This window comes from Stappia sp. WLB 29 (genome assembly GCF_023507705.1).
Classification (GTDB): Bacteria; Pseudomonadota; Alphaproteobacteria; order Rhizobiales; family Stappiaceae; genus Stappia.
This window is the reverse complement of record NZ_JALBGD010000005.1, coordinates 1-13,452: the sequence shown is the minus strand read 5'-3', so window position 1 is coordinate 13,452 and position 13,452 is coordinate 1. Positions and strand designations below refer to the sequence as shown.

At 68.7% G+C, this 13,452-nt stretch carries 14 protein-coding genes; 10 read left to right on the top strand and 4 right to left on the bottom strand.

Going from position 1 to position 13,452, the window contains the following annotated elements; all coding sequences use genetic code 11:
- The first annotated feature begins 209 nt into the window (after nt 1-209).
- From MNI96_RS11155 to MNI96_RS11120, 8 genes are all read left to right on the top strand, one after another.
- Nucleotides 210-1,040: a FadR/GntR family transcriptional regulator gene (locus MNI96_RS11155; protein ID WP_283776450.1), complete on the top strand. Its 831-nt coding sequence runs from the start codon at nt 210-212 to the stop codon at nt 1,038-1,040.
- Complete coding sequence (locus tag MNI96_RS11150; RefSeq protein ID WP_249693074.1) at nt 1,037-1,855, top strand: (Fe-S)-binding protein; 819 nt, start codon at nt 1,037-1,039, stop codon at nt 1,853-1,855. Before MNI96_RS11155 ends, MNI96_RS11150 begins: the two co-directional genes overlap by 4 nt.
- A 41-nt stretch (nt 1,856-1,896) precedes the next feature.
- A complete protein-coding gene (locus MNI96_RS11145; protein ID WP_249693072.1) occupies nt 1,897-3,351 on the top strand; it encodes a LutB/LldF family L-lactate oxidation iron-sulfur protein in 1,455 nt (484 codons plus the stop codon).
- Nucleotides 3,348-4,028, top strand: a complete 681-nt coding sequence (locus MNI96_RS11140; protein ID WP_249693070.1) for a LutC/YkgG family protein — start codon at nt 3,348-3,350, stop codon at nt 4,026-4,028. The genes MNI96_RS11145 and MNI96_RS11140 overlap by 4 nt, the downstream gene beginning before the upstream one ends.
- An 87-nt stretch (nt 4,029-4,115) precedes the next feature.
- A complete protein-coding gene (locus MNI96_RS11135) occupies nt 4,116-4,748 on the top strand; it encodes a thioredoxin family protein (protein WP_249693068.1) in 633 nt (210 codons plus the stop codon).
- A gap of 7 nt (nt 4,749-4,755) precedes the next feature.
- Nucleotides 4,756-5,397 carry a hypothetical protein gene (locus MNI96_RS11130; RefSeq protein ID WP_249693066.1) on the top strand — a complete coding sequence of 214 codons (642 nt, stop codon included), beginning with the start codon at nt 4,756-4,758 and terminating at the stop codon, nt 5,395-5,397.
- Nucleotides 5,398-5,523: 126 nt separating this feature from the next.
- Entirely contained in the window at nt 5,524-5,781 is a 258-nt protein-coding gene (locus tag MNI96_RS11125) for a hypothetical protein (RefSeq protein ID WP_249693064.1), read from the top strand.
- 120 nt (nt 5,782-5,901) lie between these two features.
- Entirely contained in the window at nt 5,902-6,843 is a 942-nt protein-coding gene (locus MNI96_RS11120; protein WP_249693061.1) for a DMT family transporter, read from the top strand.
- A gap of 6 nt (nt 6,844-6,849) precedes the next feature.
- On the opposite strand, the gene MNI96_RS11115 is transcribed toward MNI96_RS11120, so the two are convergent.
- A complete protein-coding gene (locus tag MNI96_RS11115) occupies nt 6,850-7,737 on the bottom strand; it encodes a LysR substrate-binding domain-containing protein (RefSeq protein ID WP_249693059.1) in 888 nt (295 codons plus the stop codon).
- Nucleotides 7,738-7,965: 228 nt separating this feature from the next.
- Between MNI96_RS11115 and MNI96_RS11110 the strand changes: the two genes are divergently transcribed.
- A complete protein-coding gene (locus tag MNI96_RS11110) occupies nt 7,966-8,274 on the top strand; it encodes a DUF1127 domain-containing protein (RefSeq protein ID WP_249693057.1) in 309 nt (102 codons plus the stop codon).
- Between the two features lie 134 nt (nt 8,275-8,408).
- Here the strand turns inward: MNI96_RS11110 and MNI96_RS11105 are convergent, their stop codons facing one another.
- From MNI96_RS11105 to MNI96_RS11095, 3 genes are all read right to left on the bottom strand, one after another.
- On the bottom strand, nt 8,409-9,209 hold the full coding sequence (locus tag MNI96_RS11105; RefSeq protein WP_249693055.1) for a DUF937 domain-containing protein: 801 nt from the start codon (nt 9,207-9,209) through the stop codon (nt 8,409-8,411).
- Nucleotides 9,210-9,291: 82 nt separating this feature from the next.
- A complete protein-coding gene (locus MNI96_RS11100) occupies nt 9,292-10,665 on the bottom strand; it encodes a glutamate--cysteine ligase (RefSeq protein WP_249693053.1) in 1,374 nt (457 codons plus the stop codon).
- 119 nt (nt 10,666-10,784) lie between these two features.
- Entirely contained in the window at nt 10,785-11,537 is a 753-nt protein-coding gene (locus MNI96_RS11095; RefSeq protein ID WP_249693051.1) for a 16S rRNA (uracil(1498)-N(3))-methyltransferase, read from the bottom strand.
- A gap of 118 nt (nt 11,538-11,655) precedes the next feature.
- Between MNI96_RS11095 and xseA the strand changes: the two genes are divergently transcribed.
- On the top strand, nt 11,656-13,128 hold the full coding sequence (gene xseA / locus MNI96_RS11090; RefSeq protein WP_249693049.1) for an exodeoxyribonuclease VII large subunit: 1,473 nt from the start codon (nt 11,656-11,658) through the stop codon (nt 13,126-13,128).
- The last annotated feature ends 324 nt before the right edge of the window (nt 13,129-13,452 follow it).

Here is a 13,452-nt window from a genome sequence, read left to right as displayed (position 1 = left end):
CGCACAACCTGGCCGGGCAACATCCACGCCCATCTCCCGCGGGTCGGAAACCGGCCTCCCAACCGGAGAAAACCAACCCACGCTAATTGGATAACAATATTGACCACTCAACGCAATACGGAATAAATTGCCCCAACCTACTTCAACGCGAAGAAACTTATTGCGTTGCGATGAGTTTCCGCTGCGTTGCAATAAACAAGATCGGGACGATGGTATTCCAGAAGATCCATCACAACCGGACGGCAGATTCCGTTGTCGATCAGGTGGAGGAACTGATCCTGCAGGGGGTTCTGCGCCCCGGCGACCGGCTGCCGGCCGAACGTGATCTGGCAAAGAAAGTTGACGTCTCGCGCCCCATCCTGCGCGATGCCATCAAGACTCTCGAGGAACGGGGCCTGCTGGTAACCCGTCACGGCGGCGGCACCTTCATCGCCGACGTCATCGGAACCGTGTTCTCCGAGGCCATCGTCGAGTTGGTCCGGCGCCACCCGCCGGCGATTGCCGACTACCTGGAGTATCGCCGCGAGATCGAGCGGACCACCGCCCGGCTGGCGGCGCAGCGGGCAACCGATGCGGACCGCGAGATCATCACCCGGATCTTCCGCGCCATGGAGGCCGCCCATAACGGCGAGGACTTCGGGCGGGAAGCCGAACTCGACGTGGAATTCCACCAGGCGATCGGCGAGAGCGCGCACAACATCGTGCTGCTGCACACGCTGCGCTCGTGCTACCGGCTGCTGGCCGACGGGGTGTTCTACAGCCGCGTCCAGCTCTATCGCTATCCCGGATCGCGGGAGAAGCTGCTGGAGCAGCACCGGGAAATCTACGAGGCCGTAATGGCAGGCGATGCGGGCCGGGCGGGCGATGCGGCCAGTTCGCATATCGACTTTGTCGAGCAGGTCGCCTACGCCATGGCACGCTCGGGCAGCTGGAGTATCGTCTCCGAGCTGCGGCTGGCGCAACGCCTGGAGAGCGAGCAGGACGACAGCAAGCGACGGCGGGCTCCCCGCCGCCCGACAGAAGAAGCAGGGACGCAATGACAGCCACCGCGCAAACCGGCGCGCAGCCGAACGAGACACCGCAGACGCCGAAAACCGCCCCGCGCGTCGGTCTTTTCGTGACATGCCTCGTCGACCTGTTCCGCCCGAGCGTCGGCTTCGCCGCGGTGAAGCTGATGGAGGATGCGGGCTGCCTCGTCGAGGTGCCGGCGGCACAGACCTGCTGCGGCCAGCCGGCCTTCAACTCCGGCGACCGGGCGGACGCGCGCGCCATCGCGGAGCAGGTGATTCGCGCCTTCGAGGGCTACGATTACGTCGTCGCGCCGTCGGGCTCCTGCGCCGGCATGCTGAAGAAGCACTACGAGGAGCTGTTCGAGGGCGACACGGCCGCGCAGGAGCGGGCCACGGCCTTTTCCGCCAAGGTGTTCGAGCTGGTCAGCTTCCTCACCGACGTGCTGGGCATCGCCGGGGTCGATGCGACCTTCAACGGCAGCGCCACCTATCACGACAGCTGCTCGGGCCTGCGCGAACTCGGCATTTCCCGGCAGCCGCGCAAGCTTCTCGCCTCCGTCGAGGGGCTGGAGCTGAAGGAAATGCGCGACCCGGACGTGTGCTGCGGCTTCGGCGGCACGTTCTGCGTCAAATATCCCGACATCTCCAACAAGATCGTCGAGGAAAAGACCAAGACCATCCGCGAGAGCGGCGCGGGGATGCTGCTTGCCGGCGATCTCGGTTGCCTGATGAACATGGCCGGAAAGCTCAAGCGCGAGGGGTCGGCCATCGAGGTCCGCCACGTCGCCGAGGTGCTGGCGGGCATGATCGACCAGCCGGCCATCGGCGAAAAGCGGACGCGCTGACCGGTACCGGTCACGGGCAAGCGCACGGGAGCCAGCCTCACATGCAGATCACCTCGCCTCAGTTCAAGAGCAACGCGCGCCACGCGCTGGACGATGCGCCGCTGCAGCGCGCGCTCGGCCATGTGCGCTCGGGCTTCATCACCAAGCGCGCGACGGCCGCCGCCGCGCTGCCGGAATTCGACCGGCTGCGCGACAATGCGCGCGACATCAAGGACCATGTGCTGGCCCATCTGGACCTGTACCTGGAGGCCTATGCCGAGAAGGTGGAAGCGGCCGGCGGCCACGTGCACTGGGCCGAGACGGCCGAGGACGCGCGGGCCATCATCCTCGACATCTGCCGCAAGCGCGGCGCCCGGACGGTGACCAAGGGCAAGTCGATGATCACCGAGGAGATCGGCCTCAACGCCTTTCTCGAGGAGCACTCGGTCGCGCCGGTGGAAACGGATCTGGGCGAATACATCATCCAGCTGCGCGGCGAGCACCCGAGCCACATCATCGCCCCGGCGGTGCATGTGAACAAGGACCAGGTCGAGGCGGATTTCCGCCGCGTGCATACCCATCTCGACCCGGACCGCAACCTGGAAGAGCCGACGACGCTGCTCGGCGAGGCGCGCGCGGTGCTGCGCGACAAGTATTTCCAGGCGGATATCGGCATCACCGGCGCCAACTTCCTGGTGGCGGAGACCGGCAGCTCGATCATCGTCACCAACGAGGGCAACGGCGACCTGACGCAGATCCTGCCGAAGACGCATGTGGTGGTGGCCTCGATCGAGAAGATCGTGCCGACGCTGGAGGACGTGTCGCAGATCCTGCGGGTGCTGGCGCGCTCGGCGACGGGCCAGGACATGTCGGTCTACACGACCGTCTCGACCGGGCCGAAGCGCGCGGGCGATCCCGACGGGCCGGAGGAGTACCACGTGGTGCTGCTCGACAACGGCCGCTCGTCGATGCTGGGCACCGAGTTCCAGGACATGCTGCGCTGCATCCGCTGCGGCGCCTGCATGAACCACTGCCCGGTCTATCACGCGGTCGGCGGCCACGCCTATGGCTGGGTCTATCCCGGCCCGATGGGCGCGGTGCTGACGCCCTCGCTGATCGGCGTCGACCAGTCGGGCCACCTGCCCAACGCCTCGACCTTCTGCGGGCGCTGCGAGAGCGTGTGCCCGATGCGCATTCCGCTGCCGAAGATGATGCGCCATTGGCGCGAGCGCGAGTTCTCGCGCAACCTCAACCCGGCGGCCGCCCGCTACGGGCTGGCGATGTGGGCCTTCTTCGCCAAGCGGCCGGCGCTGTACCAGATGGCGACGCGCGTTGCGATGACGACGCTCGGCCTGATGGGCCGGGCGCGCGGGCGCTTCTCCTTCCTGCCGCTGGCCGGCGGCTGGACCCGGCACCGCGACCTGCCGGCGCCCGAGGGCGGCACGTTCCAGGCGCAATGGGCGAAGGCAAAGGACGCGCGGAAAACGGGCGGAAACGGCGAAAGGGTCTCGGCATGAGCGACGCAAAAGCCTCGATCCTGGCCAAGATGCGCTCGGCCATGGGGCGCAAGGGCGACGACACGATGCGCCGCGCGGCGGTGACCGACCGGCTGCAGCGCGCGCCGAAGGGCCTGATCCCGGCGCGCGGCCAGCTGGACCCGGCGGCGCGGGTCGCCCTGTTCTGCCAGATGGCGGAAAAGGTGCAGGCGAGCATCGCCCGGGTGGCGAGCCCGGCCGAGGTGCCGCAGGCGGTGACCGACTATCTGAAGTCGAAAAACCTGCCGGCGCGGGTGCGCTTCGGCGAGGACGCGCGGCTCGCCGCGATGCCCTGGGCAGCGCAGGCGAACCTGGAAGTCGACCGCGGCCGGGCCGAGAATGCGGATCTCGCCACCGTCTCCCACGCCTTCGGCGGCATCGCCGAGACCGGCACCTTGATGCTGACCTCGGGCCCGGACAATCCGACGACGCTGAACTTCCTGCCCGAGCATCATATCGTCGTGCTGTCGGCGGCCGATATCGCCGGCGACTACGAGAGCCTGTGGGAGCGGATCCGCGGGATCCACGGCAAGGGCACGATGCCGCGCACGGTGAACATGATCACCGGCCCCTCGCGCTCGGCCGACATCGAGCAGACATTGCTGCTCGGCGCGCACGGGCCGCGGGCGCTGCATATCGTGGTGGTGGGCGAGGCCTGATTTCCTCGTCCCCTCCCCGCATTGCGGATGCAAGGCGTGCTGCGAGCTGATACATTCCGAGAAAGGAATGTGTCGGGAGGAAACAGCATGATCACGAGACGCGACTTTTCGCTGGCAGCGCTGGCGGCCGGTGCCGCGGGGGCGAGCCTGCCGCTCGTCCGGCCGGGCGCGGCAAGCGCGGCGACGCTGGGCGACGACGGGCTCTACAAGCAGGACTGGTTCGTCGAGAGCTTCCTCGACCTTGGCGAGGACCTGGCCGAGGCGCAGGCGGCGGGCAAGCATTTCGTGGTGATGTTCGAACAGGGCGGCTGCCCGTTCTGCCGCAAGACCCACGAGGTGAACCTTGCGCGCGAGGACTACCTGCCCTGGATGAAGGAGAATTTCGCGATCCTGCAGCTCGACCTGTTCGGCGCGCGCGAGACGACCGACTTCGACGGCGAGGCGATGGAGGAGCGCGCGCTCGGCCGGCGCTGGCTGGTCAACTTCACCCCGACGATCCTGTTCTTCCCGCCCGATGCCGAAGGGGTCGCCGGCAAGACCGGCCGCGAGGCGGAGATCGCCCGCATCCAGGGTTACCTGCCGCCTTTCTATTTCTACCATTTCTTCGAATGGGTGCGCAGCGGCGCCTACCAGAGCGAAGGCTTCCAGCGCTACGCCAACGACCGGGTCAACCAGTTGCGCGACCAGGGCGTGGAGACGGAAGACTGGCGGCTCGGTTGAGGATGCCATGCCGCTGACCAACCGGGTGTCCGCCGACGGCGGCCTGCATGCGGTCGCCGCGCGCGGCACGATGATGGGCAATCGCGGCGGGCGGCTGCACGATCCGCAGACGCAGACGCTCGGGCGGGCGCGCTGGCGCTCGCGCGCCTGGATCTGCTGCGTGCTGGAGTTTCGCGGCCGCAGGCGAAAGGTGATGGGCGCGGGCTATACCGAGCTGTTCTTCCTCGACGAAGCGACCGCGCTCGCCGCCGGGCACCGGCCCTGCTTCGAGTGCCGGCGGGCGGATGCCCTGCGCTATCGCGCGGCCTGGCAGCGGGCGCAAGGGCTCAGCTCCCCGCCCAGCGCGCCGGAAATGGACCGGCAGCTGCATGGCGAACGCACGGGAGAACGCCCGGTTCTTGCCCTTGGCGACCTGGAGATGCTGCCCGACGGGGCGATGGTGCGGCTGGGCGAGACGATCCTGACGCGGCGCGAGGGACGGTGGCTCACCTGGAGCTTTACAGGCTACCGCCCGGCCGAGCCGGAGGCCCTTGCGCGCGCCGCAGACACACGGGCAGAGCTGCTGACGCCGTCGGCAAGCGTTGCGGTGCTGGCCGCCGGCTTCCGCCCGCTCTGGCACGACAGCGCGGCAGACCTCGACGGGCCCTGATTGTCGCAGGGACGTCTCGCCGCATTCCCGACCGCGCGCGGCTGGCGCATCTGTTGCCGGAACGCGCCCTCAAGGGGGGCGGCCCGAGGGGGCCGTTCGGGCGTTGCGACAACAGGACGGTTTCCCATGGCAAGCAGGCTCATCCGCCTTCTGGACTATATCCCCGTGTTCGGCTCCCTGCTGCGCAGCGCGCGCCGCGGCGGCCAGGCCGAACGCTTCGCCTTCTTCTTCAACATCGTGGCGCTGTGGCTGCTGGCGGTCGCCTGGTACGGCTATCCGGTGCTGATCGTCACCATGCTGACGATGACGGGGCTGTATCTCTTCGGCCTCGTCTACCTGACTTCGGAAGGCCTGCGCGCCCGCTGGCGCCTGCGGCGCTCATAAAGGTTGTGGCGGCGCGCGCGAACCATCAACAGGATGCATCGATCGGGTCAACAATCCTGATTGGTCGCGGGGCGCAGGATGGGGCATGATTGCCCTTCCTTTCCCTGCCAGAAGCATCCCATGACCACGCTCGCTCCCGGCGCCGCCCTGCGCGACGACCCTGCCCTTTCCCCGCTCGACATGGGGCTCTACGGCCTCACGGTGCTTGCCTGGGGCTTTTCCTGGTACGCGCTGAAGCTGCAGCTCGGCGTGGTGCCGCCGGAAGTCTCGGTGTTCTGGCGCTTCGTGCTGGCCTCGGCGATCATGATGGGCTGGGCGATGGCGCGCGGCGCGCAGCTCTCTTTCCCGCTGCGCACGCATCTGCGCTTCGCCGGGCTCGGCCTCTTCCTCTTCTCGACGAATTTCACGCTGTTCTACTACGGCGGCCAGTACGTGCCCTCGGGCCTTTTGTCGGTCGTGTTCTCGCTCGCCTCGGTGTTCAACATGATCCTGGGCTTTGCGATCTTCGGCCAGCGCATCAGCCGGCGGGTGCTGCTGGGCGCGCTGCTCGGCTTCGCGGGCGTGGCGCTGCTGTTCCGCCCGCAGATCGTGGGCGCGGCAGATAGCGGCCTCGACGCAACGGCCCTGCTCGGCCTCGGCCTCTGCGTTGCCGGCACGCTGTCCTTCTGCCTCGGCAACATGGTCTCGACCGCCAACCAGAAGAGCGGCATCCCGCTGGTCTCGGCCACCGCCTGGGGCATGGTCTACGGCACGGTGCTGCTCGGCCTGTTCGCGGCCGCGCGCGGGGCGTCCTTCGCCATCGAATGGACGCCGACCTATCTCGGCGCGATGGTCTACCTGGCGGTGATCGCCTCGGTCGTCGCCTTCGCCTGCTATCTGACGCTGCTGGCGCGCATCGGCTCGGCCCGGGCCGGCTATTCGACCGTGATGTTCCCGGTCGTCGCCCTGATGGTCTCGACCGTGCTGGAGAGCTTCCACTGGGGGCCGGACGCCATCGCCGGCCTCGTCTGCGTGCTGGCCGGCAACCTCCTGGTGCTGCGCTCGGGCCGCGCCAAGAGCTGAGAGCGCCTATTCGGCCGCGATCGACATCTCGGAACTGACATTGCCGATGGCCGCGCGGATATGGGCGCAGAGCGCGTCATGCACCGGGTCGGTGGCCGCGGCGGCGCGGACCATGGTGATGTCGCAGGGCGGCAGCATCGGGAAACCGTCGCTCTCGCCCAGGATGCGCATGCCGGCGCGCACGGCGCTTTCGGGCAGGACGGCGATGGCAAGGCCGGCCTGGACGGCGCCGATCAGCGCCGCGGCGCTGGAGGAGGTATAGGCGATGCAATGGGCGCGGTTCATGCGGTCGAGCAGGGAGACCGCCTGGCTGCGCCAGGAACAGGTGGTGGGGCCGAGCGCCAGACGCAGCACGTCCTCGCAATGCAGGCACTGGTTGGCCGGCGCCACCCAGTGCAGCGGCTCGCGGCGGATCACCTCGCCCTGAACCTTGACGCAATCGCCGGAAGTGACGATGGCAAGGTCGAGCTCGCCGCGCTCGATCATCTCGCCGGTGAAGATCGAGCCCTGGCATTGCACGGCGATCTCGATAGCCGGGTTGAGGCGGGCGAAGGCGGCCAGCACCTGCGGCAGCAACCGCTCGGCATAGTCGTCCGGCAGGCCGAGCCGGACGCGGCCGACGATGGAAGGAGCGGAAAAGGCCGTCACCGTCTCGTCGTTGAGACGGATCATCCTCTGGGCGAACTCGATGAGGCGATGGCCGTCTTCGGTCAGGCGAGACTGGCGCCCGTCCTTGACGAAGATCGGCCGCTCCAGCCGGTCCTCCAGCCGTTTCATCTGCATGGAGACCGCCGACTGGGTCTTGTTCACCGCGTCCGCCGCCTTGGTGAAACTGCCGAGCTCGGCAATGGCAAGGAAGGTGCGCAACTGGTCGATATCGAGAGCATGGGCCATGGCTGTCGCCTCCGGCTTGCGCAGCGCGCCAAAAGGCCGCGTTCCGCGCTGACTGTGTCCTGACCTCAATACATCACGGATCGAGATCGATATCCATCGAAAACATTCGTTTGTTAAATCGATCTGTGCTTCATATTCTCTTGTCATACGAAACGGACGGAGGCGGCAGCGCCGCCACAGCACATACCAGGCGCGCCACCCCGGGGCGCCGGAAAGGAGAGACTTGCCATGACGCAGGTATGCAATACCCCGATCGCCGGACCGGCGCGCGTTTCCCTTCTCGCAACGCTCGGCACCGCCGCGACCTCGCTTCTCGCGCTTACCGCCGCGGCATGGCGCCGCCGGCAGAACCGCAAGGCGATCTCCGGCCTGCTCGATCTCGACGACTACATGCTCGCCGATATCGGCGTGACGCGCTCCGACGTCGCCGCCTCGCTCTACGCGACCGACTATGTCGATCCGAGCATGCAACTGTCGCGCCTGCGGAACGAGCGGCGCATCTCGACCCTTTCCGGGCGCCGCAAGCGCGGCGCCTGACCTCCTCTTCGCGCCGGGCGGCACTCGAGACCCTCTCCCTACGCCCGGTGCCGAGGCCCTGTCGGCCCCTCGCCGACTCACCTTGCCCGCCTCCCCCCGAGGCGGGCTTTTTTTGTGCGTCGGCCGCCGGCGGCTCAGTCGTTCCAGTCGGCCTTCTTCGCCGAAGAGGCCTGCTCGAACAGGGTCTCGAAGCTGCGGATCTGCCGTTCCTGAATGTCGCGGCCGAGCGACAGCCAACTGTCGACGAGGGCCGATCCGGCATCGGCCGCGGTCTCCTCGGCAGGTCCGTCGACGGCTTCGGCTTCGGGCTCGGGTTCGGATGGGGCTTCGGGTGCCTTTTCGGGTACCGGCGGCTCCTCCTGCTCCTGCGCCGAGGCGCCGGTCGCGGTGGCGGCACCGACAAGGCCGAGATAGCCATCCCAGAACGAGCGCATCGCCTCCGTATAGGGCGCCATCACCCGCATCGGGTTGGGCACAGGCTTCGGCCGGCCGCGGGCATAGCCGGCAAGGAAGGCATCGAGCAATTCGCGCGCCGGACCGACGGTGAAGCGCCGGGCCGCCTGGCCGAGCGCCAGCGTCGCAACGACCGGCATCATCGTCTCGACGCCCGGAAGCTCGAGCCCGGTCTGCTGCGCGACATACTCGGCGATGGAGCGCTGCACCTCGGACGGGCCGAAGATGAGGGCGAGCGGCTCGCCCACCAGGGCGGACGGGTCGGGGAGAGCCGCGGCGCGGCCGGGACCGGGCATCAGGGCGAGCAGGCCCTCGAGCGCGGAGGGAGAGGCGGCATAGCGGCGCATGCCGGCGAGCGCCGCCGGCATCAAGGCCTCGGCCGCGCGGGCGACCTCGCTCTCGCCCCAACCGAACTGGCGACGCATCGCCTCGCCGACCGCAGCCGGATCGAAGGCGCCCAGGGCAGGAAAGCTCTCGGTCATCGCATGCCTTTTCCACTTTCAGGAAAAGGCATCTTCCGCTGTCGCGGCGGCGCGGTCAAATGACTTGCGCCGCCGCGTATCCTCAATAGGCGTAAGCGGTGTAGACCCGAGAGAGATCGCCCTGCCAGTCGCCGTTGTAGCGGCGCAGCATGACGTCGGCCGGCGACATGCCGCTCGCGACCGTCTCCTCGACGGCGGCAAGATGCACGCGCTCGTCCTGACCGCCGTCGTTGAGGCGGGCGCGGCGCTTCAGCCCCTCGCGGGACAGACCGACCATCTCGCGGGCGAGATCCAGCACCGTGCCGCCGCGGAACGGCGCCTCGAGGCCGAGGCGCGGCACGTCGTTGCGAAGGGCGACGCGCTCTTCTTCCGTCCAGTCGCGGATCATCTCGCCGGCCTGATCGAGAATGCCCTCGTCGTAGAGCAGACCCACCCAGAGCGCCGGCAGAGCACAGATGCGCCGCCACGGACCGCCGTCGGCGCCGCGCATTTCCAGATACTTCTTCAGCCGCACGTCCGGGAACAGGGTCGACAGGTGGTTGTTCCAGTCGCCGATGGTCGGCCGGGCATCCGGCACGACGCCTTCCAGCGCGCCGTCCATGAAGGCGCGGAAGCTGGTGCCGGTGACGTCGTAATAGGTGCCGCCGCGCTTGACGAAATACATCGGCACGTCGAGCGCCCATTCGACATAGCTCTCGAAGCCGAAACCGTCCTTAAAGGCGATGGGCAGCGGGCCGGAGCGGTCGTTGTCCGTGTCCTTCCAGATCTCGGCGCGGAACGAGCGGAAGCCGTTCGGCTGGCCATCGGTGAAGGGCGAGTTGGCGAAGATCGCGGTGGCGACCGGCTGCAGCGCCAGGCCGACGCGCATCTTGGCCCGCATGTCGGCCTCCGAGGCGAAGTCGAGATTCACCTGGATGGTCGAGGTGCGGTACATCATGTCGAGGCCGAGGCTGCCGACCTTGGGCATGTAGCGCGTCATGATCTCGTAGCGCGACTTCGGCATCACCGGCACGTCCTCGCGGCGCCAGTCCGGCGTCATGCCGAGGCCGAGGAAGCCGATGCCGAGCGGCTCGGCGATCTGGCGCAGCTGGGCCAGATGCGCGTTGGTCTCGCGGCAGGTCTGGTGCAGGTTCTCCAGCGGCGCGCCGGACAGCTCGAACTGGCCGCCGGGCTCGATGGAGATCGCGCCGCCGCCGACCGGATCGGCAAGGCCGATGACGCGGCCGTTGTCTTCGATCCGCTCCCAGCCGAGCAGGCCTTCCATGCCCGTCAGCAGGGTTTCGATGCCGGCCGGCCCCTCGTAGGGGACCGGAGAATTGTCGGCGAGGCGGAAGGCGAACTTCTCGTGTTCCGTGCCGATGCGGAACGAGTCCGTCGGCTTGCAGCCGGCCTCAAGCGTCGCAGCGAGGTCGGCCACCCCCGCGACCGGGGTGGAATCAATGGTATCGCGGGCCATGGGGTATCCCTTCGCGTGGTCGGCGCGCACCATACTCAGCCGCCCCTGCCAAAACAAATGAGATTTTTCGTGATCCAGTCCAGTGGCGGAATGCTGCGAAAACGGCGGCAGTCCCCGCCTCAGACCCAGTCGCCGAGCCGCGCCTGAACCACCGCGAGAGCGGCGACGGCCGCCGTGTCTGCGCGCAGCACCCGGGGCCCGAGCGGCATCGGCACCACGAAGGGCTGCGCCCGCAGCAGCGCGCGCTCCTCTTCCGAGAAGCCCCCTTCCGGTCCGACGAGGACGGCCAGCGGCACGCCCTGCGACAGCTTATCGAGCGCGGCAAGCGGGTTCTGGCTGGCCTCGCCCTCGTCGCAGAAGACGAGGATGCGCGCGCCTTCGCTCGCCTGCCAACCGGCGAGCAGCGCCTCCAGCGCCACCGGCTCGTCGATGGCAGGAACGGCGAGGACGCCGCATTGCTCGCAAGCTTCGACGGCATTGGCGCGCATACGCTCCAGGTTGACGCGGCCGGACTGCGTGTAGCGCGTGACGACGGGGCGCAGTGCGCCGGCGCCCATCTCCACCGCCTTCTGCACCATGTAGTCGAGACGCGCGCGCTTGAGCGGGGCAAAGAGATAGTGGAGATCGGGGAGCGGGGCTTGCGGGCGGGTCATGCTGCCTGCCACCAGCGAGGCCTGCTTGCGCCCCTCCTGGCGCAGCGCTGCACGCCACTCGCCGTCGCGGCCGTTGAACAGCAGCACCTCGTCGCCGTCCTTCATCCGCAACACGTTGAGCAGATAATTGGACTGGGCCCGGTCGAGCGCGATCTGCGCGCCGGCGGCAAGGCCTTCTTCGACATGGAGGCGCGGCAATCGGAATTCGTAGCGGGGCATGGCGGGGTTTTCCGGGACGCGTGAAGGGGAGAGCCGTGGACCGGCGGGCGCGCGGTCTTGACGGGGGACCCAAGGTGCGGTCCCCTCGCGGGACGCAAAGCACCAATCGGATCCCGCCTTGGCAGACAGCGACAACCTTTCCGAATACTCGGTGTCAGAGATTTCCGGCGCGATCAAGCGCACGATGGAAGACGCCTTCGGCTATGTGCGCGTGCGCGGCGAACTCGGGCGCATCTCGCGGCCCGGTTCCGGGCATATCTATCTGGACCTCAAGGACGCGCAGTCGGTGCTGTCCGGCGTCATCTGGCGCGGCCAGGCGAGCCGGCTGAAGATCCAGCCCGAACAGGGGCTGGAGGTGATCGCCACCGGCAAGATCACCACCTTTCCGGGCCAGTCGAAATACCAGATGGTGATCGATTCGCTGGAGCCGGCCGGCGTCGGCGCGCTGATGGCGCTCTTGGAGGAGCGGCGGCGCAAGCTCGCCGCCGAGGGCCTGTTCGCCGAGGAGCGCAAGCGGCGCCTTCCCTTCCTGCCGCGCGTGATCGGCGTCGTCACCTCGCCGACCGGCGCGGTGATCCGCGACATTCTCCACCGCATCTCCGACCGGTTTCCGCTGCATGTGCTGGTTTGGCCTGTGCGGGTGCAGGGCGAGACCTCGGCGCGCGAGGTGGCGAACGGCATCGAGGGCTTCAACCGCCTGGCGCCGGGAGGTGCGATCCCGCGCCCGGACGTGATCATCGTGGCGCGCGGCGGCGGCTCCATCGAGGACCTGTGGGGCTTCAACGAGGAGATCGTGGTGCGCGCGGCGGCCGCGTCCGAAATCCCGCTGATCTCCGCCGTCGGCCACGAGACCGACTGGACCCTGATCGACCATGCCGCCGACCTGCGGGCCCCGACGCCGACGGGCGCGGCCGAGATCGCCGTGCCGGTGCGCGGCGAGCTGATGGCCACCGTCGACGGGCTGGCGCGGCGGCAGATCTCCGGCCTGCTGCGGCTGATCGCCGGGCGGCGGACGGAATTGCGGGCGGCCTCCGCCGCCCTGCCCTCGCCGCGCGACCTGCTGGCGCTGCCGCGGCAGCGGCTCGACACCTATGCGGAACGGCTGGCCCCGGCGCTGCGCACTGGCCTTCGCGACAAGCGCGGCCGGCAGATGATGGCCGCAGGGCGGCTGTCGCCGCACACGCTGGCGCGCACGGTCCTGATCGCGCGCGAGCGGCTCGGCGGGCTGGAGGCGCGGGCGCTGCGGGCGCATCGCCAGCAGCTTGCCCGCGACCGGGCGCGGCTCGATGGCGTCTCCAAGCTGCTGGAGAGCCTCTCCTACAAGAACGTCTTGTCGCGCGGCTATGCCCTGGTGCGCGACGCGGACGGGCAGCCGCTGCGCTCGGCCCATGGCGTCCGGCCGGGCGATGCGCTCACTATCGAATTCGGCGACGAGAGCCGGCTTGCCGCAACCGCATCCGGCGACGGCGATCCCGCCGGCAGCGGGGGAAGCGGCGGAGGACGCGAACCGGCACGACCTGCGCCGGCACCGCGTGCAAAACCGCGCCCGGCCGCCAAACCGCGCGAGAGCGGACAGGGCTCGCTGTTCTGAGGGGATGCAAAGTCCCGCGTCTTCCCGGACGAGGCGCAGCCGCGACCCGGGAACCATTGGTACCCTCGGCAGATGTGAGGCGGAGGACGCTCACCCCACTCTCGGCTGTCATACCTGCGAAGGCAGGTATCCAGTATCCGCCGGGGCAGATGGTGGCGGGAAGGCAGCCGCCGACATTTCGGTGGCTGCGCTCCGGCTCGACTCGAACCGTTCGGGTTACTGGGTCCCGGTCTTCGGCTGCGCCGAAACCGGGACGACACGCTGAGCATGGGCGCGCGTCGGCGTGTCCTCGTCACCGCTCTGGGAACCAATAGGCCCCGGATC